Origin of the sequence: Neobacillus sedimentimangrovi (assembly GCF_010614825.1) — a bacterium.
GTDB lineage: Bacteria > Bacillota > Bacilli > Bacillales > Cytobacillaceae > Neobacillus > Neobacillus thermocopriae.
Window position 1 is genome coordinate 20484 of record NZ_JAAFZF010000025.1, and the last position, 21794, is coordinate 42277.

Sequence of the window (21794 nt, forward strand, 5' to 3'; positions counted from 1 at the left end):
GGGAGTGAAAAGGATGAGTAAAATTGTAGTAGAAACAAAAAAAACAACCCTGTCAGCTTCCTATAAAACAAGTAAATCACTAGTTAATAGAATTGGATACGGACTTTTGTACTTTGTTCTAGGTGTTATTGCGATTATTCAAATTTACCCGTTGGTGTGGTTATTTTTGTTTTCATTAAAAACCAATCAAGAGGTTTTTGGAAAGTCTCCATTTGCACTTCCAGAAGAGCCGCAATGGGGGAATTATGTAAAGGCTTGGACAACAGGTCACATCGATGTTTACTTCTTTAATAGTGTATTGTACACCGTCGTGGCAGTCGTACTTACCGTTATCTTAGCTAGCTTTGTTACATTTGCGATTACAAGGATGCAATGGAAGTTAAGTGGATTCGTATTAGGATTGTTTATGGCAGGATATATGATTCCACTACATTCAACCTTAATTCCATTATTCAATTTCTTTAAAACTGCTAATCTCATTGATAACCCCGTTTCTGTTATTTTATCCTATGTTGCGTTTAATTTACCTATTACCATTATGATTCTAACGGGATTTTATAAAGCACTTCCAAAGGAAATTGAAGAAGCAGCGGTAATGGATGGATGTTCTATTCATAGAATATTCTTTCAGATTACATTACCAATGACAGTACCAGTCCTGTCGACGACTATTATTATCAACATGATCTATAACTGGAATGAATTTGTATTCGTTAATACCTTTCTTAGTTCTGACAAATGGAAAACAATCACGGTTGGGGTTAATAACTTTGTGGGACAGTATTTAACTGATTGGGGAGCAATTGGTGCAACATTAATGATTAGTATCATACCAGTTTTAATCGCTTATTTCCTTTTAAGTGACCGAATTGTTGAAGGAATAGCAGCAGGGTCTGTTAAAGGATAATGCTTTTTCATTTTCAATAACACAAAGGGGAAATAAGGATGTACCACCTACTTAAGGGAGAGATATAGATGGTAAAACAATCAAAACCAAATGAACCATTAGTCACACATATTTTTACAGCTGATCCTTCCGCACATGTTTTTGAAGGGAAGCTTTATATTTATCCATCACATGACATTGATCATGATGGTCCAACCAATGATAATGGTGACCAATATGCGATGGAAGATTACCATGTTTTATCTATGGATGATGTAAACGCACCATGTGTGGATCATGGAGAAGTTCTCCACTTAAAAGATATACCATGGGCAAGTAAACAGCTTTGGGCCCCTGATGCTGCATACAAAAACAACACGTATTACTTATATTTCCCTGCCAGGGATAAAGAAGGGATTTTCAGAATTGGTGTTGCGACAAGTCCTAATCCTGACGGACCTTTTATACCAGAGGAAAATTATATACCTGGCAGTTTTAGTATCGACCCAGCGGTATTAGTAGATGATGATGATCGGGCATATGTATATTTCGGTGGACTTTGGGGAGGACAGTTGGAAAAATGGCATAAAGGAACGTTTAACCCAGAAGCTGAAGGCCCAGCACCGAATGAACCGGCGTTAGGTCCGAGAGTGGCGGAACTTAGTGAAGATATGCTCACGTTCAAGAATGACCCGCAGGAAGTTTCCATTATTGATGAAAACGGTAATCCAATTCTTGCAGGTGATGAAGATCGAAGGTATTTTGAAGGTCCATGGGTTCATAAATACAATGGGCTTTACTATTTATCCTATTCAACGGGAACCACTCATAAAATTGTTTATGCTGTCAGTGATCAACCACGGGGGCCATTTATTTTTAAAGGTACCATTCTTACTCCTGTAAAAGGGTGGACCACACATCATTCAATTGTCCAATTTAAAGATAAGTGGTACCTGTTTTATCATGATTGCTCCCTTTCAGATGGCGTGAATCATTTGCGATGTGTGAAATATACTGAATTAAAATATAATGAAGATGGGACGATTCAAACGATTCACCCTTATGGGGAGTAAGAAAAAGGGATACAGTCTTCGTTCATGAGCTTAGTCTATTTTTTATCTTAATAGAACAGAAAGAAAGGAGCTTTATAGATAAGCTCTTTTTTTATGTATAACTTATAAAATTAGGAAATGTTAACATTTGGTAAAGGGGTGAAAAAACTTCTCACCTTACATAAATTTACCTGTTGGAAAAATTTCATACTTTTTTATTTGCATTATCTAAATAGATAGGTAATATTTATACTATCTAGGATAAAAAGGGGTCTGATTATGTCGAAAAACAAAAAGAATGTGAAAAATGCATCCAATTCATCTTCTAAATTTATTTTTTGGGTAATTGGATTAATTGCAGTAGGTATTTTAGGACTCATTTTTCTTGGTAATTTATCTGATAAAGAGGAAGAAAAAGCAGGAACGAAACAAGTAAAAATTGATTATAGCAATCAACCATTCCTTGGTGATGAGTCTGCGCCTGTTTCAATTATTGAATTCGGTGATTACAAATGTCCTTACTGTAAAGATTTTGCGGAAACAGCTGTACCAACTATTCAAAAGGAACTCATTGATACAGGAAAAGCGAAGTTTTATTTTATGCATGACTCTTTTATCAACGTAGATTCTGAACGTTCCGCCAAATTTGCCGAATCTGTTTATCAAGAATTAGGCAATGAGATGTTTTGGAAATTCCATGACCTTCTATATAAAAAGCAGCCAGAAGATACGAAATATGAAAAAATCGATTATTTTACAGAAGAATTTTTAATTAATACATTAAAAGAAATAGCCAGTAATGAAGAGATTGATAAAGTGGTAAAAAATTTCAAGGAAAACAAATCGAAAGACCTATGGGAAGCAGATATGGATTATGTAGCTAAATTAGGTGTTACTGGAACGCCAGCGCTCTTTGTAAATGGAAAGAGGTTTGAAGGTAAAACCATTGACGACTTAAAAGAAATGGTCGAAAAAGAAGCTGAGGGAAAATAATATGAATAAATCCTTGCTGCTTTCTTGGATTGCTGCAATTATTGCCACACTTGGCAGTTTATATTTTAGTGAAGTGAAGCATTTCATTCCTTGTACCCTTTGTTGGTATCAGCGGATTTTCATGTATCCGCTTGCGATCATGCTTGGGGTGGCCGTTTATCGAAATGATAAAGAAATCTATAAATATGTACTCCCATTATCTGTGATTGGACTGCTGATTTCTGGATACCATATTCTGTTGCAAAAGGTACCTTCATTTAAGCCGTTTGAAATGTGTACATCCGGGGTACCGTGCTCACAGGATTATATTAATTGGCTTGATTTTATCACTATACCAATGTTAGCCTTCGCAGCTTTTATGATTATCACGGTTTGTATGATGATGATGGCGCGCAGCAAAAAATAAGAGGGGGTCCCTATAGTATATTTTTAGGGTTCCCCCTTTTTTGATTACTCTAAATGATTTTTTCTCCAAATCAACAAAGAAGATTTCACAGACTTTATGGGAGAGATACATTTTAGAAATTAAATCTATTATTTTAGTTTGTATCAATATTGCCACTTAGAATAATTAATGAAGACCTTTAAAATTAACAAAAATATCTTTGATTCTTTTCACTCTTGAAGACCAAGAAGTTTGATCAATTTCTTCACCTGAAAGCCTAAAACTAATTGTCCGTTGATAAAAGTCGCCGGCGTGGCATAAATTTTCTTTTCTTTTAATTGGTTGAAATATTCCTTATGGATGGAAGCATTCCGTTCCTCAAATTCTATTCCATGTTCTGTTAAAAATAATTTCACTTGGTCGCAATAGGTGCAGCCATTGCTAGTGTAAACAATTACTTCCTGTTTTGACATCTTCTAACCTCCCCAAATTACCTTGTGCATTCGCACTTTTTACTTTTCAGACGGCTTCAGGACATTTGTAACGTCTCCTTTACCCAAAAACGGATATATTTCCACGGAACATGATGGAAATAGGTTTGAATGAATATTACCTCTCGTTCTTTTCACTTTTATCAACTCTTTTGTTCAAACAATTATTTTTACATATATAAAATAAAATCGTCCAACAAAAAATGTTGGACTTTAACTAATTAAATGGATTTTCCAAGGAATGCTTTTAGCATCCATACGTGTTTTTCCAGATCGGAATGAATGGAAAGGAGCATGTCTCCTGTTGCTTCATCATCATTTTCTTCAGCAAGTCTCATACCTTCTTTCAACTCTTTAATAACAACGGAGAAATCATTGATGATGGACTGAACCATTTCATCGGTAGTTTCTGTTCCGAGTGCTTCTTTTATAGCTGAAGTTTCAAGGTATTCCTTCATCGTAGCAACAGGTTTACCGCCAATCGCAAGCAAACGTTCCGCCAATTCATCCAAATGATCGGCTGCTTCATTATAGAATTCTTCGAACTTGGCATGTAAGGTGAAAAACTGATCACCTTTTACAAACCAGTGATAATTATGCAGTTTTAAGTACAAAACAGCCCAATTCGCAATTTGTTTGTTCAATACATTTGCTAACTGATTTTCCATCGTTTCATCCTCCTTAAAAATCATCCGTATTATTATTCCCCTAATTCTTAAATGATATTGAGGCAATTTTTTTAAATAGGTAGAAATTTTGGAGATATTTCATTTTTGATGTTACAAACTTGATACATTATGTAAAAAAACAGTTTAAACGATCCAATTAAACCGAATTTTGGTGGATATTTTTTTTATGGATAATTATTCCACGATCTAGATAAATACTTTTATAATAGGCATTTTCATCATATTTTAATAGATTCCAATTATTAGTTAATGAATCCAATTGTTACAACTGGTAGCCTAGGTTGTAGAGAAATGAGCGATAATCTAGGAGGTAATATTAATGAGGAAACTTAAGAAACTCATCATTGTAACTGGAATGATTGTTTCAATTACTGCATTTTCAAATATTAATAAGGCAGAAGCATCAACTACTCGTACCGTTCAAAAAGGAGAGACTTATTGGAACATTGCGAAGGGTTTTGGTGTTCCTGTAGACACTTTGATGAATGCAAACAATAAAAAGCCGCTTATTGCAGGACAAACGATGATTTTGCCAAACTCACCAATTTCTGCTGCTGATAAAGATTTAATGGCACGTCTAGTTCGTGCGGAAGCAGTTGGAGAACCTTATGCCGGAAAAGTAGCTGTAGCTACGGTGATTCTGAACCGCTTGAAACATCCTGACTTCCCAAATACTATACGAGGAGTCATCTATCAAATTGATGGTGGACATTATGCTTTTACTCCAGTAGCCAATGGTCAGATTAATAAGGCGGCAGATAATGATTCGAAAAGAGCGGTTAATGAAGCCATTGCGCTAATGGGTAAAGGCAATGGATCACTATATTTCTACAATCCTAAGACTTCTTCTAGCAAATGGATTTTATCCCGTCCGGTAACTGTAAAAATTGGTAATCATGTATTTGCAAAATAAATGTTGATTTATTTTTGACGAATGAAACAAAAAGTAGTGAACCCTATTATGGGTTTCACTACTTTTTTTGTACGCTATGAAAGTATATTTTCTATTTTGAATGAAGGAATAAATTTGTCCAAAAGAGAATAAGTAATAACTGCCATTTATTTGTTAATTGTGCCTGAGGGGGGATAAGATGGATACTGTGAAGGAAAAATATCAAATCTATCCAATGTATCTAGACGGAAAATGGGTCGGCAAGGATTACAAGGTGTTCACCGAAATTATAAATCCAGCGACAAAGGAAGTTATAGGAGTAGTGCCTAAGGGTGGTGCCTATGAGGCAGAGCAGGCAGTGGATGCCGCGCATAAGGCATTTAAGACATGGTCGAAAAAGACAGCAGAAGAGCGCTATCAGTTGTTAATGAAGTGGCACCAGTTAATTGATGAAAATAAGCAAGAAATTGCCAGAATCATGACGATGGAGCAAGGAAAACCGCTTAAAGAAGCACTTGGTGAAGTTCAGTATGCAAATGGATTCATCTCGTGGTATGCCGAAGAAGGAAAGCGTGTATATGGTGAGACGATACCTGCTTCCCATCCTAATAAACGAATTTTAGTAAGAAAAGAACCGGTTGGGGTTATAGCAGCCATTACTCCGTGGAACTTCCCGGCGGCCATGATTACTAGAAAAGTGGGACCGGCACTGGCAGCAGGCTGTACCTGTGTGGTCAAGCCTGCGAACCAGACGCCTCTTACTGCCTTGAAACTGGCAGAGCTTGCTCATGAAGCTGGAATCCCAAAAGGTGTTTTGAATGTCATTACCGGACGCTCCGCTGAAATAGGTGATGTTTGGTTGAAGGACCCTCGTGTTACTAAAATTACCTTTACCGGTTCGACAGAAGTTGGTAAAACATTAATGCGTGGAGCAGCGGAAAATGTAAAAAAAGTGTCGTTGGAGCTTGGTGGAAATGCGCCATTTATCGTAATGGAGGATGCTGATTTAGCGAAAGCAGCCAGAGGTCTTATCCAATCAAAATTTCGAAATGCAGGCCAGACTTGTATTTGCACCAATCGTGTATATGTGCAAGAAAGTGTAGCGGAAGAGTTTATTAAACTGTTTGAAGCAGAATTAAGGAAACTTAAAATCGGTAACGGATTGGAAGAAGGTACGGATATTGGTCCATTAATTGATCAGGCTGCTAAATCTAAAGTAGAAGCACTTGTACAAGATGCGGTTGATAAGGGAGGAAAGGTCATTTATAGCGGGATTAAGCCTTCCGAGGAAAACGGATATTTTTACGCACCGACCATTTTAATAAATGTCAATGATGATATGGAATGTATGAGGGATGAAATCTTTGGCCCTCTAGCTCCGATAGCTACCTTCAAAACAGAAGAAGAAGTGATTGAAAGAGCTAATCATTCTTCCTACGGATTAGCCGCCTATGTATACACCGAGAATTTAAGTCGTTCCTTTAGGATAACAGAGCAGCTAGAGTATGGGATAGTTGGCCTTAACGATGCTTTGCCTTCTGTTGTTCAAGCGCCGTTTGGCGGATATAAGGAAAGCGGACTAGGCCGAGAGGGTGGTCATTACGGCATTGAAGAATTTTTAGAAGTAAAATATATTTCTATTGGACTTGACCCTAATTAATAGGAAGCGATAGTAGTAAACTCTAATTATAGAGTTTACTGCTTTTTTAATTTTGTTTTTCATCAAATTGTTCGAAGAATTGTAAAAATTAAATAGGATAAAAGTATGATAACATATTAATGTAAGTGTAAAACTTAATAATACTTAAAGGTAGTGGCTAAATATGGAAGAACAAAGAAAAATAAAGTTCAGTATTCAAAAAAAATTAGTGTTGGGGATCACAACTGTTGCTTTTATCACATATTCAATTAGTGCTTTTGTCATCTTTGTGCTGTCAGACTACATAAACGAAATTACGAATCTATCATTTAAGTCGATCGTTTTATTTATTTTAATGCAAGGTGTTTTTTGGTGTGGTGTATTAGGATATGTAGCCGCTTTATACATAACAAGACCGCTCAAAAGAATAGAAGAACATGTTACATTGGCGGCGGGCGGAAATCTCAAATACGATCTCCCTGTTCCGAAATCAAATGATGAGTTAAGGTCATTAACCATTGCATTTAACCAAATGTTAAAAAATTTACGTCGAGCAGTGCAGGAGATTGACAGCAACTCTAGTGTTACGAATCAAACTGTTGATTTAATTTCGAAGAAAACAATAGAAGCAAATGGTTCTTTTAAAAATGTATCGAATAATATCGATAAAATAGATAAAGGAACTCAGAAAACCGAAGCATTAATCGAAACCACCGTCAATACACTAAACTCTCTTAAGGAAATTGCTGACATTATAGAGAAAAGAGCAAATGATACAAGTTCTTTTACAAATAAAATGCACGACACCTTAAAAGAAACGGTTGGGTCGGTTGGAACTATTGTAGAAGGTTTACATAAAGTATCAAATGAAAGCCAGCTTACCGTTCAATCGGTTATGAAATTAAAAAGTTATGCTGATGAGGTTAATCGTGTAATTACTATTGTTGGGGATATTTCCACCCAAACAAACTTATTAGCATTAAACGCGAGTATTGAAGCAGCAAGGGCGGGTGAACTTGGAAAAGGGTTCGCGGTAGTTGCTGACGAAGTTCGTCATTTGGCAGATGAAAGTGCGGAATCTGTAAAAGAGATTTCGAAGTATATTCGAAATATGCAAACAGAAGTGGAAGAAGTAGTGAACCGGATGATTTCTTTAAGCCAAGAAACAATCAATGAATCAAAAAATGGTAAAAAAGCGAGCAATGATATTGTTCAGATGGAAGAAGTCTCCGTATCCATCATTGAAAAAATTCATGAAATCTCCTCTCTTGTTAATGAACAGATGAGGATTATACAAAAAACAGCAGTTCAATTGAACGAAGTTTCTCAAGTGGCTAAAGAAGCAGCTGTTTCTAGTGATAATGTGACGGATTATATATTATATCAATCTAAGTTGATGGAAGAAATTGAGAGTATATCCATTCAATTAACAAAAGAAGCGGATAAAATGAGGGGAACAGTAGAGAAATTTACCTATTAAAATGGTCTGCCAGAAGTGAAAAGCCGTGCTCTAAATTATTTTGGGCACGGCTTTTGGTCATTTTTAAAAAGGAATAGTTTTGACTTCGAGAAGAGTCTAGCGCTAATTTCCTTGCGGTGAATGATTCGGTTCTTCGGGTTTTCTCTCTCATGATTGGAGCACACCATCAATAAGGAGTCGGCAGTAAAAGCATAGCACAAACAAAAATAATCGTATTTTGAGGAGGTCGGATACCGACCGCTAAAACATTTGCGCTTTTCTGAACATTTTACTTGGTAAGTAGTTTATTGCTGTGCTACGATAATATGATAAAGTATATGAAAAAATGAGGGGTATACATGATTAAAACGATTTTATTTGATGTTGATGGGGTATTTCTAAGCGAGGAACGTTATTTTGATGCCTCTGCATTAACCGTTTGGGAAATGCTATACAGTCCAAATTACCTTGCACTAAAACCTGAAAAATTTAAAACAGACTATAATAACGAAGAAATCACCGAAATACGTAAATGGATTTTCCAAAATGACCAAATCCTAAAATTCCAAAAATCGCGCGGGCTTAATGCAAACTGGGATATGATTTACTTAACCTTTAGCCACCAACTTATTCACCTCCTATCACAAATCAAAGAGTTCGAATTAAAAAAAATTGTAAAATGGTGTCAGGCACCAATTGATCGGGAAGTATTATTAGAAATCGGCCGGGTATTAAGGAATTATTCGGTTGAGGTGGATTTTAGTTTATTTTTAAAGGATTTTGAGCGGACGGGGGCTTCTAAACAGGAGCTACTGGGTTATTTGAATAAGCTGGCGTTTGAGAAACTTGGGGTCAAAACGTCGATCTTTCTTAAGGGGGAGCTATGGTCTGTTTGTGAGCATGTTTCCCAAGAGTGGTATGTGGGAGATGAGAATGTACTTGCTTCAACCGGAAGGCCGCCTGTACAGATTGGAAAGAAGGGATTTCTGGCAAACGAGACAACGCTAGCACCTAAAGAGGAGATTGCGAAGCTGTTTGAATTTTTGAAGGGAGAGGGGGTTGAGATCGGTATTGGAACCGGACGTCCGGAGTTAGAAACGATCAAGCCATTTGGCCATTTGGATTGGTTGAAATATTTTGAAGTTAATAGGATTGTAACAGCAGATGATGTACTTAGAGCAGAAGAGAAGCTACCAGAATGGAAATCTTTATCAAAGCCACATCCATTTACATACTTGATGGGACTTTATCAGAAAAAACTTTCAGTTCAAGAATGTTTAGATTTGCCGCTTCCAATAGAAAATGGTGAGTCTGTGCTGATTGTAGGGGATTCTTTAGCGGACCTTATGGCAGCCCAGCAAATGGGTGCAAAGTTTGCCGCCGTTTTAACAGGTCTTTCTGGCAAAGCGGCAAGACCAGAATTTGAAGCGTATAATGTGGATTTTATCCTTGATTCAGTGGTGGATTTGAAAAAGATTTTATAAAAACCACTAATTCTATATTCATGAAATTGGATGCGATCAGAGAATGAATGAATTTAACGCCTTTGATGATGGTGAAAGGATATAAAGAGAGGGCAATCCCGTTTTAATTGCGGGGATAAGCCCTCTTTTTATTTGTTTAAGAACTGTCTAGCGCAAGCGCCCTAGCGGCGAGACGCCTTCGGTCTTCGTCCTACGATAAGTCAACATCGATTCGCCCCTGGTTCCTCGTGTTTTCTATATCTCAGTTGGAGGCCACCACAAGGAAGGCTCCGGCAGCATAATCATCGCACGACCGAAAGCGGGTAGCTTTTGGGAGGAGGCCATACACCGCTAAGCAGGACGCTTGCGCTTTTCTAAAAGATAAGAAAGTGTCTTTTGAATTCGAGAAGTGTCTAGCTTCAGCTCCCTAGCGTCTAGTGCCCTTCGGTCTCCGCCCTACACATAAGTCAACATTGAATCGCTTTCGCTCTTCGGGTTTCCTATATCTCAGTTAGAGACCTCCAAGCCATACGCCGCTGTGCAGGGGGCTTCCGCTTTTCTTTTAAGATAAGAAAGGACATGTATGACTTCGATGGATGTCTAGCTTCAGCGCCCTAGCGGTTAGTGTCCTTCGGTCTTCGCCCTACGATAAGTCAACATCGAATCGCTTACGCTCTTCGTGTTTCCTATATCTCAGTTGAAGAACCTCCATGCCATACACCGCTAAACAGGGCGCTTGCGCTTTTCTATTAAACTGTTTCTACTTTTTGCTTTTCTGCAGGACCTGCGTGAAATGAGTCTACATTTGAAATTTCCAAAAATTGAGCTTCTTCTAGGCCGTCAATCAATGTTAACTCGCGAATCACATCGGTTCCCAATTCTTTATCTAGTGTCAAGACCATGATCGCTTCTCCACCGACTTCCGTACGTCCTACCTGCATTGTACCGATATTGATGTAAAAATTGCCTAATAATGAACCAACTTTACCAATCATGCCGGGAACATCTTGGTGTTTAATATATAGAAGATATTTTTCTGGTTTCACATCGATCCGGTATTGGTTGATTTTGACGATACGGGCGCCGTACCCATTTAATACGGTTGCACCAATCCGAGCTGTATCCTCTCCTTGAGAAACAGCCAGTTCCATATAGTTAGCAAAGCCTTTATTTGTGGCATTCTTTTGTACATTATAAGGAACACCTTGTTCTTTCAACAAGTGTAGAACATTGATGAGATTTACAGAATCGCTTAGATGATAGGAGAGTATACCTCGCAGTAGGGTACGCGTCAGTAGTTCCGTATCTTCATCAACTAAGTCTCCATAATAATTAATTTCAATCTTGCCCGGTGCTTGCTTTTTCAATAATTGGATTGCTAGCTGCCCGATTTGATCAGCTAGTAATAAGTATGGTTGTAACTTCGCCTGTGTTTCGCCGGACATTTGTGGCATATTTACCGCATTTTGAATGGATTGTTTTTCAAAAATCTCAATGATTTCCTTACTAACTTCTTCAGCAACCTTTTCCTGAGCCTCGACTGTGGAAGCACCCAAATGCGGAGTTACAATAATGTTTGGATTCTGCAACAATTCTGGATCAGTCACCGGTTCTTTTTCAAATACATCAAGTGCCGCCCCAGCTACATGACCTGTATTGATGGCCCGAACCAATGCTTTTTCATCGATAATTCCTCCACGTGCACAGTTAACAAAGCGAACACCTTTTTTGGTTTTGCTTAAAAACTCATCATTAATAATGCCGCGTGTGTTATTGGTTAGTGGGGTATGAATGGTAATAAAATCAGATTCGGCTGCTATCAAATCTAGGCTTGCTTTTTTAATGCCCAGTTTTTTTGCACGCTCTTCTGTTAAGTATGGGTCAAATCCTAAAATGTTCATTCCAAAGCTCTTGGCGCGCTTGGCTACTTCTGTTCCAATCTTGCCCATTCCGATAACACCAAGAGTTTTTTTGTATAGCTCAACACCTTTAAAGGAATTTCGGTCCCATTCTCCACCAGACGTCTTTTGATGAGCTTGAGGAATTTTTCGTGCCAATGAAAGCATCATAGCCAATGTATGTTCTGTAGCAGCAATCGTATTAGCTCCCGGCGCGTTAATAACAATAATCCCTTTGCGGGTGGCTGCACTGATATCGATGTTATCAACTCCTACACCGGCTCTAGCAATCACTTTCAGTCGGTCTGCAGCCTGAAGTAGTTCTTCTGTAACCTTTGTTTGACTTCGTACGATTAATGCATCATATTCGCCAATAATTTTTATTAATTCCTCTACTGGCAGGGTAGGCTGCCGTTCCACGATATAGTTGGGATGATTGACTAAGCATTCCAAACCTGTCTGACTAATTCCGTCCGTAACTAGTACCTTATACATTTTATTAACCTCCTATTTTATAAAAATTTAAAAAGATGATTCGATCCAATTAACTTTTAGATATCACTCCTTTTGGCCAACTATGGATATAAGTAAAAATAAAACGTCCCTCATAACAGACACAGTGGTCGTGTTATGAGGGACGTGTAAGAACGCGTGGTGCCACCCTCTTTTGCCGCAAATAAATGCAGCCTTCATTAAAATATAACGGGTATTTCCCGGGCGCGCCTACTAAAAAGTTCAGCTGCCAGTTCAGAAGGGCTGGGCATGGATAAGATTTGGCACCGGTTCACAGCGTCCACCGGCTCTCTGAAGCCATCTCTTAATGCCGTCTTCATCATTACTTTTAACCAAAATAGTAGAAATTTCAAAATTACGATGAATATAGGGATTATTCTACAATCCACCTTCATTATTGTAAAGAGTTAAAGTTGAAAAATTTTGTTTATTATTAATAAAAAAAATTTACTGATAGACAGAAAATCCCTTTGTTATGCAATAGTAAGCGATTACACAACTAGTAGGTAATAAACAAATCTATTGTAAAAAAAGTGGAGAGTCTTATAATGTCTACAATCGAAATACAATTGTTCATGATATAAGGACATATAATTAGGGGGGAATCAGATGAAAGCTATCTCGATAGGTTTATTAGGTTTAGGCACTGTTGGTTCAGGTGTCGTTCAAATTATAAAAAAACATCAAGATAAACTCATGCATCAAGTTGGTTGTCCAGTTGTAATAAAAAAAGTCCTTGTTAAAGATTTAAATAAAGAAAGAGCGGTTGAAATAGAGGAAGAACAATTAACTACAAATCCAGATGATATTTTATTAGATAAAGAGATTGATGTCGTAATCGAAGTGATAGGCGGAATTGATGCGACAAAAGATTATTTGATCACCGCTTTGCGAAATGGAAAGCATGTCGTGACCGCTAACAAGGATTTAATGGCCCTACATGGTACGGAGTTATTAACCGTAGCTTCCGAATATGGTTGTGACCTATTTTACGAAGCAAGTGTAGCTGGGGGGATCCCAATTTTAAGAAGTCTAGTTGACGGTCTCGCTTCAGACCGAATAACACAATTGATGGGAATTGTGAATGGAACGACGAACTATATTTTAACAAAAATGAGTAATGAGGGACGTTCTTACGATGAGGTGCTAAAAGAAGCTCAGGAATTGGGCTTTGCGGAGGCAGATCCGACAGCGGATGTGGAAGGCTTAGATGCAGCCCGCAAAATGACGATTCTAGCGACTTTAGGTTTTTCCATGCATATTGATTTAGAGGATGTAAAGGTAATCGGCATTTCTAACGTGACTGAAGAAGATATCAGGTATGGAAAACAATTGGGATATACGATGAAGCTTATCGGTCATGCCCATCGAGAAGGAGAAAAGGTGGAAGTGAGTGTGGCACCAACCTTCCTACCTAATAATCATCCACTTGCTTCTGTACAAAATGAATACAATGCGGTTTATGTATATGGTGAAGCAGTTGGAGAAACGATGTTTTACGGACCGGGAGCGGGAAGCCTTCCTACTGCCACAGCAGTTGTTTCCGACTTAGTAAATGTCATTAAAAACTTGAGGCTAGGTGTAAATGGAAAGAGTTCGGTGACACCACAATATCCAAAGCGGTTAAAAGATGACAGTGAAAAATACTCAAAATATTTCTTGCGTATTCATGTTGAAGATGAGGTTGGCGTTTTTGCTGAGATTACTTCTATTTTTGCCAAAAATGGAGTAAGCTTTGAAAAAATTCTTCAACTTCCAGTGAAGAAAAATGAGGTTTCTGAAATCGTACTTGTTACACATCGTACTTCCATTTCCAATTATGAACAAAGTCTACAAGAGTTAAAAGATTTATCTGCTGTAAGAGAAATAAAAAGTGCATACAAAGTGGTGAGGTAATAATGATGAGATGGCCAGGATTATTAGAAGCTTATAAGGAATATTTACCTGTTACGAAAGATACTCCAAAATTGACATTGAATGAAGGAAATACTCCATTAATCAAGCTAGAACGTTTGTCAAAAGAATGGGGTGTTGAGTTGTATGTGAAGGTGGAAGGAGCAAACCCAACAGGTTCCTTCAAGGACCGTGGAATGGTGATGGCAGTCGCCAAAGCTGTAGAGGAAGGTAGCAAAACAGTAATATGTGCCTCAACAGGAAACACATCAGCAGCAGCTGCGGCTTATGCAGCACGTGCTGGATTAAAGTGCATCATCGTTATTCCGGAAGGGAAAATTGCTATGGGTAAGCTTGCACAAGCTATGATGTACGGAGCTGAAATTATCTCCATTGAAGGAAATTTTGACCAAGCATTAAAAATGGTACGGAACATAAGTAAAACGGAACCAATTACTCTCGTTAACTCGGTCAACCCTTATCGCTTAGAAGGACAAAAAACAGCAGCCTTTGAGATTTGCGACCAACTCGGGTCGGCCCCGGACATTTTAGCAATTCCTGTTGGAAATGCAGGAAACATCAGTGCCTACTGGAAAGGATTTAAGGAATATGCAGAAACAAAGGAAACAGGGCTGCCAAGAATGTTTGGTTTTGAAGCATCAGGTGCTGCTGCACTTGTTCATAATCGTGTATTCGAAAATCCAGAAACGATTGCTACAGCCATTCGCATTGGAAACCCAGCAAGCTGGAATCTGGCCGTAACAACTGTGGAGGAATCAAATGGCCAGTTTGATGAAGTGACCGATGAAGAAATTGTCAGTGCCTACAAAAAGCTTGCCTCTTCGGAAGGAGTTTTTGCTGAGCCTGCCTCCTGTGCATCTATAGCTGGAGTGTTCAAAAGTTTGAAAAATGGTCGAATCCCTAAAGGGACAAAAATTGTCGCAGTTCTTACAGGTAATGGACTAAAAGACCCAGATACGGCAATTAATAGCAGTTTAATCAAACCGGTTCAATTACCGAATGATGAAAAAGTGGTTGCTGAACATATTCAAGGGGTTGTTTTGAATGCCTCCGTCTAATCGATTTGTAATTAAGGTTCCTGCTAGTACGGCAAACCTTGGACCAGGGTTTGATTCCATTGGAGCAGCCCTTAACTTGTATTTAACTTTAGAGGTGGAAGAAAATGAGAAATGGGAAGTCACTTCTTCCAATCTTGAACTGAAAGATCTTCCAGGTGATGAACAACATTTTGTGGTGCAAGTAGCGTTGCAAACAGCTGAAAAATACGGAAAAATCTTATCACCTTGTAAGGTGAAAATGAATAGTGAAATTCCTTTGGCACGTGGGCTTGGTTCAAGTGCATCCGCAATTGTTGCTGGGATTGAATTGGCGGACCAAGTTGGGAACTTAGGGTTAACAAAACAAGAAAAACTTTTGGTGGCAACTGAGATGGAAGGGCACCCAGATAATGTAGGAGCATCTCTATATGGAGGACTTGTTATTGGATGCTATCAAAAGGGTGAAGTGGCTATGATGTCATTTACGAATCTTCCGATTGAAATGGTAGCGGTCATTCCTCATGAGATTCTATTAACGAAGGATTCCCGAAATGTGCTTCCAGGGCAATTTTCCATGAATGAAGCGATTATAGCATCTTCAACTGCCAATGTTTTAGTGGCTTCCTTATTAAGTCAAAATTGGGAATTAGTGGGTAAAATGATGGAACGAGATCGATTCCATCAACCATACCGCAAGCCGTTAATTCCAATTTATGATGAAATCGAGGCATTTGCCAAGGCAAATGGAGCATTTGGTGTGGCATTAAGCGGAGCAGGCCCAACAGTCCTATGCTTTATTGAAAAAGGCAAGGGAGATAGTCTTGTCTCATCCTTACAGAAAACCTTTTCAAATATGATGGTTAAATTGCTTCATCTTGATTATGATGGAAGCAAGGTAAGAGAAGTAGAAGAGTTTGTTCGTTAAAAATGAGGGCAGTATGAACTGCCCTTTTGTTGTTTAATTAACCTTTAATACCATGCAGCCATTCTTAATAACATTCTTTGCAAAGCGGTTCATCTCTTTCGGTATTTTCAGAGAAAAATGAAACATAATGACGCTCCTTTTCATTGGGCTCTTCGGAACAGTAAAAACAATTTTCAGGCACTTAAATCCCTCCTTTAAAAATTCCGTGATAGGATAGTTTTTTTCTCGTTTAAAGGGATTTATACGAATTAGAGTTGTGGATCAGATTTTCTTAATATGGTGAGAATGCTTGATCAAGATAAGAGCTTGGGCAGGTAAAAGGATTGAATGCAGTATAGATAAAGCCTACATCGGAAAGAGGCAGGGCAATTCTCATAATTGTTTTATAACCATGAGGAAACAAACTGAAAGTGGCTGTAAAAAATGCAATCATTTCCATGTGAAAGGAAACATAAAAATTTCATTTGAAAAATTTATAGTTCCTTTGGTTTTTTATGTAGTTAAGATAATGTGGACATATAACACAAAAAAACGCTTGGAAAAAATCCAAGCGTTTATTAAATCTTTCTAAATTTTATTCTTCACTTAAACACCTCTTTTATTAATAGGGTCTCTGTGCCCAAGTAGTACGATACTTCAACATAGAAAAAATCATTACTAAAGATAAGATAATTGCTCCACCATCTGTAATCACACTTGGTAAAAGCCCTAACACACCATAAACGTCGTAAACTACTGTCCACATCGATGATGGTATCATAATAGGTCCAGTAGCTTGAGTAATATTTACCAATAATATAATCCACCATAAAATTCTTGAACGGCTATTTAAAGCCAATACACCTAATGCATTACCAATAATGTATAGACATCCAACTATTCTAAACCCAAATGTAAATTCTAATGCTTTACCAGGAGGGTCAGTTACACCTGCCATTTGCATCATGGTTTCAATTAATGGAGGATTAATAATAACAAAATTGTGGATGGTTGTACCAATGGTAAAAATAATAGAACATAAAACAATAGTAATTTGTAACTTTTTAGTTGCTTGAATCTTTTAACTGATGTTTTGTTTTCTTCATCCATTGATCCTCTCTTTTAATTCTCCAATATTTTACATTAAAAATTCATATCTTTTTACTCACTAAAATCATCATCTTTACTACAAATCTATCATTATCCTTATATAGTATCTTGAGACCGTAGTTCAATTTTAAATAAGTCCTGAGACTGAATCTTTAATAGCAAATTAAACACAAATAGCAGATCAATACGCATTTTTTATTAGCAGAGGGATAGTTATTGTTACTCTGCTAATTATAGTGTGTTTCCCTTAGTTCATTTTGTTCAAAAATCATAAAACCTATGGTTTAATTACAAAAAATATAGTGCTAAACCCTTTGTGATTTAGCACTATATCTATACGTTTATTTAAGTTTTCTCTACCGATACAGAACTATTTATGATTTAAATCAGACCCCATTGTATTGACAATGTTGTTCTGTATTATCTGTCAGTTAACCCAATGCCAGTATTGGATTTGACCAACACCTCTTCAAATTTATGAACATCCGCTTTTTGACTAGAGAAAATCGTCCCAAGATAACCGGCCAAGAAGCCTAGTGGGATAGAAACAATTCCTGGAGTTGTATAAGGGAATATTGGATTACCAACAAAGATCGCCTTTCCAGCTTCCGGGCTGAAAACATTCGGGCTAATTAATACTAAACCAACTGCTGAAACAAGACCGACAATCATAGCCCAAATGGCGCCTGTCGTATTAAATCGCTTCCAATAGATTGTGTAAATGATAACCGGCAAATTCGCGCTAGCTGCCACTGCAAACGCAAGAGAAACAAGGAAGGCGACGTTTAATGTTTGAGCACCTAAAGCTAGAATGATGGAGACGATGGAAACGCCGAGTGCTGCATATCGTGCCATATTTACCTGCTGTTTCTCTGTTGCTTTCCCTTTTTTCAAAATTTCATTATAAAAATCATGAGCGAACGCAGACGCTGCTGTTAATACTAGACCAGCGACCACTGCTAGAATGGTTGCAAATGCTACCGCGGAAACAAAAGCAAATAACATATTGCCGCCAAGTACCTTTGCTAAAAGAGGTGCAGCCATATTGCCAGCTGGGTTTGCGGCGATAATTCGTTCATTACCAACAAATGCTGCGGCACCGAAGCCGAGGAAAATGGTCATCACATAGAACAAGCCAATAACCCATGTAGCATATACGACAGAGGCACGAGCGGTTTTAGCATCTTTTACAGTAAAGAAGCGCACAAGGATATGTGGCAGTCCTGCTGTACCAAGAACAAGTCCCATATTTAATGATAATGTATCGAGCCCATCTTTATATTTCACACCTGGATTTAAAAATGCTTCTTTTAACGGTGTGGCTGTTTTCATCTGAGCAAACATATCGGTAATACTGAAGTTAAACTTGGCAAAAACAATGATTGATATTAAGAAGGTACCACCCATTAACAGGATTGCTTTTATGATTTGAACCCAGCTGGTGGCATGCATTCCTCCAAATATGACGTAAACCGTCATTAATACACCTACAATCAAAACAGAAGTTGTATATTCCAATCCCAATAATAGTTTGATCAGTGCACCTGCACCGACTAGTTGTGCAATCATATAGAAAATAGAAATGGTAATTGTATTCATGGCCGCAAATCCACGGATTTTCTTTGCATCAAAACGGGCCGCAATCATGTCGGCAAACGTATATTTTCCAAGGTTTCTTAGTGGTTCTGCGACTAAATAGAGTACTACAAGATAGGCTACAAGGAAGCCAATACTGTAAAAGAAACCGTCAAAACCTTGCAAGGCTACCGCGCCGGCAATACCTAGGAAAGAAGCAGCAGACATGTAATCTCCCGCAATAGCCAGCCCATTTTGCCACCCGGTAAGACCGCCACCGGCTGTATAAAATTCACTGGCATTCTTTGTTTTTTTAGAGGCGTAATATGTAATGACTAATGTCACGAGTACAATTCCGAGGAACATAAGAAATGCAGGAGTATTCATCAGCTGTCCCTCCCTTCCTTAAGGACTTTGTCAGCCAACTCATCAAATTTGGCTGCTTTTTTAGAGTAAAGCATACACAGTCCCCAAGTCATAACAAACTGTAAGAAGGCAAAAACCCATGCCCAAGTAATATCACCGATAAATTTCGTATTTAACACAGTAGAGTAGGAAGTTAAGATTGGTAATGCAAAGTAAAAACTAAAGAAGAAAATGGTTAAAGGAATGATAAATTTTTTCTTTTCGGAGAGTAATGTTTGAAACGAAGGAGATTGGACAATAGATTGGTAATCGTTTTCGGGAACGGTTTTAACTTTTTTTGCCTCCAATATAAAGGGCCCCCTTTCAAAATTTCACCTTTTGTTCAAGAAAAAAGGATATTAAATTTAAGTAAAAAATAACTATGACGTTCATACAAGCCATGTGTAAGTAAAATTGTCTTCTACCCCCTCCTTTATACAGTATTTTCGGAAATTTTAAAAAATTATTACATTTATTATTATAATTTTATTGGATTTTATGTTGCAAGAGGAAATTCAAAAAAAATATAAGATATGGTTAATTATTCCTATCAATGTTTATAATTAAGGTTTTTTGTAACAATAAAAATTAATAATAGATTAGTGTAGATTTTCTATTAATAAATCATAAATATCATCTTGAGTAAGAGGAGATATGTATGAGGGTAGGGAGCAGCGAATGTAGACAAATGGGGGAGCATTAAATCTTAAAAATACATATATAATGTTTGATACGAAATAATTTATACCAAATAAAGAAAGGAAAGAATTTTACTAGTTGAACTGAATATTGCTGACATAGTATGAAATCTTGATCAAAATCATATTCAAAATGAAGAAGTGTGCGAAGCCTACCAAGAATAAGTAACCATGAAAAAAAGCTTGGATATAAAATATCCAAGCTTTTAATTATATGGAGACTACGGGGATCGAACCCGTGACCTCTTGCATGCCATGCAAGCACTCTCCCAGCTGAGCTAAGCCCCCAATGAATTAGTACAAGAAGTATTATAGCGATATTTACTAATTCTTGCAAGAGAAAAATTTTGAAGGCAAAAAATTTTTCTCGTCTAACTCATACTTTCAATTTCCACCCGATTAACTCCTTCTAATTCCGAAACAGCGGCATATACATCAGTAGTCTTTTCTCGATAATCTACTGCTGCTAATATTTGTACAAGATGATCACCATTGTCTAAATCTTTAATACGAATCCGGCGAAGGATATATTTTTTTTCAAGCATGTAGGAAATGACTTTATCAATTTGTTCCTTTTCCTTAATAAATAATTGGAGCATGACTTCTTTTTCGCGGAGCTGTTTTGGTCCGAAAATTTTCATGATGGCTGGGACAAACTCAACACTAATAATTAAGAGGGCAACCCCTGCAAAAGCCTCTAGGTAAAAACCCGCACCAACGGCAATACCAATTCCTGCAGCTCCCCAAATCATAGCAGCGGTCGTTAAACCGGAGATACTGTCATTACCTCGTCTTAAAATTACGCCTGCGCCAAGGAAACCAATACCTGAAACAATCTGCGCTGCGAGACGGAGTGGATCCATCGTGATTCTCACTTCATCGGAAGGTGGAAACATATACGCCGATTCAATAGAAACGATCGTAAGCAAACAGCTGACAACGGAAATAACAAGACTCGTCTTTAAACCGACAGGCTTTCGTTTTAATTCCCGCTCAAGTCCGATGATTAATCCTAATAAAGCTGATATGCCAAGTTTTATTAAAACGCCAAGATCCATTCCTAACATTTTTTATTCACGTCCATTGGATAAATAATTTTAAACACGATGTTATTACATATATTCTATCACATTCATGCAGTTGTTATGGGAGAACTTATATGAACTAATGAATTAAAAGCCAAATGTATTTATAACTAGGAGAGATTTTTGTTTTATTTTTTCTTAATAATTTGGGATATCCATTAAAAAAAGATGTAAAAATAATTTTAATGAATATTTGTTTGTAAAAAAAAAAATAAAATATTATATTGCAATCATTTATTAAACATGTTATATTAATTTTCGTCCTCTTCGAGAATGTCAAATAGCGAAAAAGAAATTTTAAAAAATGTGTTGACTTCGAGGAGTGAGATGTGATACATTAAAGAAGTCGCTTTTGAGTGACAAAAAGATAAACAAGCTATCTTTTAAAATAATTGTTCTTTGAAAACTAAACAAACAAAAACGTCAACTAATCATAACATTCGTTCCTATCGAAACGAAGCCAACGTTAATTTTATGAGCTAATCAACTTTTTTGGAGAGTTTGATCCTGGCTCAGGACGAACGCTGGCGGCGTGCCTAATACATGCAAGTCGAGCGGACCAATAGAAGCTTGCTTCTGTTGGTTAGCGGCGGACGGGTGAGTAACACGTGGGCAACCTGCCTGTAAGACTGGGATAACTTCGGGAAACCGGAGCTAATACCGGATAATTCATCCCCTCGCATGAGGGGGTGCTGAAAGTCGGTTC

General features: G+C 37.6%; 18 protein-coding genes, 1 tRNA gene, 1 rRNA gene and 1 other annotated feature. Of the genes, 12 read left to right on the plus strand and 8 right to left on the minus strand.

What is annotated here, in order from left to right; genetic code table 11:
- Positions 1-13: 13 nt before the first annotated feature.
- The 4 genes from GZA11_RS09780 (at position 14) to GZA11_RS09795 (ending at position 3337) form a co-directional block, all read left to right on the plus strand.
- Positions 14-907 carry a carbohydrate ABC transporter permease gene (locus GZA11_RS09780; protein WP_163183621.1) on the plus strand — a complete coding sequence of 298 codons (894 nt, stop codon included), beginning with the start codon at positions 14-16 and terminating at the stop codon, positions 905-907.
- 68 nt (positions 908-975) lie between these two features.
- The gene (locus GZA11_RS09785) at positions 976-1959 is read left to right on the plus strand and encodes a glycoside hydrolase family 43 protein (RefSeq protein WP_163183622.1); all 984 of its coding nucleotides are present in this window, start codon (positions 976-978) and stop codon (positions 1957-1959) included.
- A gap of 258 nt (positions 1960-2217) precedes the next feature.
- The gene (locus tag GZA11_RS09790; RefSeq protein ID WP_038536936.1) at positions 2218-2931 is read left to right on the plus strand and encodes a DsbA family protein; all 714 of its coding nucleotides are present in this window, start codon (positions 2218-2220) and stop codon (positions 2929-2931) included.
- A 1-nt stretch (position 2932) separates the two neighbouring features.
- Entirely contained in the window at positions 2933-3337 is a 405-nt protein-coding gene (locus GZA11_RS09795; protein ID WP_038536933.1) for a disulfide oxidoreductase, read from the plus strand.
- Between the two features lie 209 nt (positions 3338-3546).
- Here the strand turns inward: GZA11_RS09795 and GZA11_RS09800 are convergent, their stop codons facing one another.
- Together GZA11_RS09800 and GZA11_RS09805 are read right to left on the minus strand one after the other, a co-directional pair.
- On the minus strand, positions 3547-3789 hold the full coding sequence (locus GZA11_RS09800) for a glutaredoxin family protein (RefSeq protein ID WP_038536931.1): 243 nt from the start codon (positions 3787-3789) through the stop codon (positions 3547-3549).
- A gap of 239 nt (positions 3790-4028) precedes the next feature.
- Positions 4029-4475: a Dps family protein gene (locus GZA11_RS09805; protein ID WP_163183623.1), complete on the minus strand. Its 447-nt coding sequence runs from the start codon at positions 4473-4475 to the stop codon at positions 4029-4031.
- A gap of 340 nt (positions 4476-4815) precedes the next feature.
- Between GZA11_RS09805 and GZA11_RS09810 the strand changes: the two genes are divergently transcribed.
- The 4 genes from GZA11_RS09810 (at position 4816) to GZA11_RS09825 (ending at position 9970) form a co-directional block, all read left to right on the plus strand.
- On the plus strand, positions 4816-5409 hold the full coding sequence (locus GZA11_RS09810; protein WP_038536925.1) for a cell wall hydrolase: 594 nt from the start codon (positions 4816-4818) through the stop codon (positions 5407-5409).
- A gap of 214 nt (positions 5410-5623) precedes the next feature.
- A complete protein-coding gene (locus GZA11_RS09815; protein ID WP_051968331.1) occupies positions 5624-7048 on the plus strand; it encodes an NAD-dependent succinate-semialdehyde dehydrogenase in 1425 nt (474 codons plus the stop codon).
- A 163-nt stretch (positions 7049-7211) separates the two neighbouring features.
- Positions 7212-8507 (plus strand): methyl-accepting chemotaxis protein, encoded by a 1296-nt coding sequence (locus GZA11_RS09820; RefSeq protein ID WP_038536921.1) that lies wholly within the window; start codon positions 7212-7214, stop codon positions 8505-8507.
- Positions 8508-8845: 338 nt separating this feature from the next.
- Positions 8846-9970 carry an HAD family hydrolase gene (locus tag GZA11_RS09825; protein WP_163183624.1) on the plus strand — a complete coding sequence of 375 codons (1125 nt, stop codon included), beginning with the start codon at positions 8846-8848 and terminating at the stop codon, positions 9968-9970.
- Between the two features lie 728 nt (positions 9971-10698).
- Here GZA11_RS09825 and serA read toward each other — a convergent pair.
- Complete coding sequence (gene serA / locus GZA11_RS09830; protein ID WP_038536917.1) at positions 10699-12342, minus strand: phosphoglycerate dehydrogenase; 1644 nt, start codon at positions 12340-12342, stop codon at positions 10699-10701.
- Positions 12343-12477: 135 nt separating this feature from the next.
- Positions 12478-12692, minus strand: a binding site (T-box leader).
- Between the two features lie 277 nt (positions 12693-12969).
- Between serA and GZA11_RS09835 the strand changes: the two genes are divergently transcribed.
- Genes GZA11_RS09835 through thrB form a run of 3 tightly spaced genes read left to right on the plus strand, consistent with a single transcriptional unit; the run spans position 12970 to position 16236 of the window.
- A complete protein-coding gene (locus tag GZA11_RS09835; RefSeq protein WP_163183625.1) occupies positions 12970-14256 on the plus strand; it encodes a homoserine dehydrogenase in 1287 nt (428 codons plus the stop codon).
- Between the two features lie 5 nt (positions 14257-14261).
- Complete coding sequence (gene thrC / locus GZA11_RS09840; RefSeq protein ID WP_163183632.1) at positions 14262-15332, plus strand: threonine synthase; 1071 nt, start codon at positions 14262-14264, stop codon at positions 15330-15332.
- Positions 15319-16236, plus strand: coding sequence for a homoserine kinase (gene thrB / locus GZA11_RS09845; protein ID WP_163183626.1), 918 nt, complete (start codon positions 15319-15321; stop codon positions 16234-16236). The genes thrC and thrB overlap by 14 nt, the downstream gene beginning before the upstream one ends.
- Positions 16237-16837: 601 nt before the next feature.
- Here thrB and GZA11_RS09850 read toward each other — a convergent pair.
- From GZA11_RS09850 to GZA11_RS09870, 5 genes are all read right to left on the minus strand, one after another.
- The gene (locus GZA11_RS09850) at positions 16838-17173 is read right to left on the minus strand and encodes a hypothetical protein (RefSeq protein WP_144242963.1); all 336 of its coding nucleotides are present in this window, start codon (positions 17171-17173) and stop codon (positions 16838-16840) included.
- Positions 17174-17745: 572 nt separating this feature from the next.
- Positions 17746-19287 carry a solute symporter family protein gene (locus tag GZA11_RS09855; protein WP_038536909.1) on the minus strand — a complete coding sequence of 514 codons (1542 nt, stop codon included), beginning with the start codon at positions 19285-19287 and terminating at the stop codon, positions 17746-17748.
- Positions 19287-19613 carry a DUF485 domain-containing protein gene (locus tag GZA11_RS09860; protein WP_163183628.1) on the minus strand — a complete coding sequence of 109 codons (327 nt, stop codon included), beginning with the start codon at positions 19611-19613 and terminating at the stop codon, positions 19287-19289. The genes GZA11_RS09855 and GZA11_RS09860 overlap by 1 nt, the downstream gene beginning before the upstream one ends.
- A 605-nt stretch (positions 19614-20218) precedes the next feature.
- Positions 20219-20291: transfer RNA gene (locus GZA11_RS09865), tRNA-Ala, on the minus strand.
- Between the two features lie 83 nt (positions 20292-20374).
- Positions 20375-21061: an MgtC/SapB family protein gene (locus GZA11_RS09870; RefSeq protein WP_204317763.1), complete on the minus strand. Its 687-nt coding sequence runs from the start codon at positions 21059-21061 to the stop codon at positions 20375-20377.
- Between the two features lie 516 nt (positions 21062-21577).
- On the opposite strand from GZA11_RS09870, the gene GZA11_RS09875 reads away from it, so the two are divergent.
- Positions 21578-21794, plus strand: a 16S ribosomal RNA gene (locus GZA11_RS09875); the annotation flags it as partial.

What these genes read in the sequence shown, in the direction of transcription:
- GZA11_RS09820 (WP_038536921.1), top strand. Translation starts at nt 7,212, where the DNA reads ATGGAAGAACAAAGAAAAATAAAGTTCAGTATTCAAAAAAAATTAGTG.
- GZA11_RS09870 (WP_204317763.1), bottom strand. Translation starts at nt 21,061, where the DNA reads ATGGATCTTGGCGTTTTAATAAAACTTGGCATATCAGCTTTATTAGGA.
- GZA11_RS09835 (WP_163183625.1), top strand. Translation starts at nt 12,970, where the DNA reads ATGAAAGCTATCTCGATAGGTTTATTAGGTTTAGGCACTGTTGGTTCA.
- GZA11_RS09805 (WP_163183623.1), bottom strand. Translation starts at nt 4,475, where the DNA reads ATGGAAAATCAGTTAGCAAATGTATTGAACAAACAAATTGCGAATTGG.
- serA (WP_038536917.1), bottom strand. Translation starts at nt 12,342, where the DNA reads ATGTATAAGGTACTAGTTACGGACGGAATTAGTCAGACAGGTTTGGAA.
- GZA11_RS09825 (WP_163183624.1), top strand. Translation starts at nt 8,846, where the DNA reads ATGATTAAAACGATTTTATTTGATGTTGATGGGGTATTTCTAAGCGAG.
- GZA11_RS09795 (WP_038536933.1), top strand. Translation starts at nt 2,933, where the DNA reads ATGAATAAATCCTTGCTGCTTTCTTGGATTGCTGCAATTATTGCCACA.
- GZA11_RS09855 (WP_038536909.1), bottom strand. Translation starts at nt 19,287, where the DNA reads ATGAATACTCCTGCATTTCTTATGTTCCTCGGAATTGTACTCGTGACA.
- thrB (WP_163183626.1), top strand. Translation starts at nt 15,319, where the DNA reads ATGCCTCCGTCTAATCGATTTGTAATTAAGGTTCCTGCTAGTACGGCA.
- GZA11_RS09815 (WP_051968331.1), top strand. Translation starts at nt 5,624, where the DNA reads ATGTATCTAGACGGAAAATGGGTCGGCAAGGATTACAAGGTGTTCACC.
- GZA11_RS09790 (WP_038536936.1), top strand. Translation starts at nt 2,218, where the DNA reads ATGTCGAAAAACAAAAAGAATGTGAAAAATGCATCCAATTCATCTTCT.
- GZA11_RS09780 (WP_163183621.1), top strand. Translation starts at nt 14, where the DNA reads ATGAGTAAAATTGTAGTAGAAACAAAAAAAACAACCCTGTCAGCTTCC.
- thrC (WP_163183632.1), top strand. Translation starts at nt 14,262, where the DNA reads ATGAGATGGCCAGGATTATTAGAAGCTTATAAGGAATATTTACCTGTT.
- GZA11_RS09800 (WP_038536931.1), bottom strand. Translation starts at nt 3,789, where the DNA reads ATGTCAAAACAGGAAGTAATTGTTTACACTAGCAATGGCTGCACCTAT.
- GZA11_RS09850 (WP_144242963.1), bottom strand. Translation starts at nt 17,173, where the DNA reads ATGGCAGGTGTAACTGACCCTCCTGGTAAAGCATTAGAATTTACATTT.
- GZA11_RS09810 (WP_038536925.1), top strand. Translation starts at nt 4,816, where the DNA reads ATGAGGAAACTTAAGAAACTCATCATTGTAACTGGAATGATTGTTTCA.
- GZA11_RS09785 (WP_163183622.1), top strand. Translation starts at nt 976, where the DNA reads ATGGTAAAACAATCAAAACCAAATGAACCATTAGTCACACATATTTTT.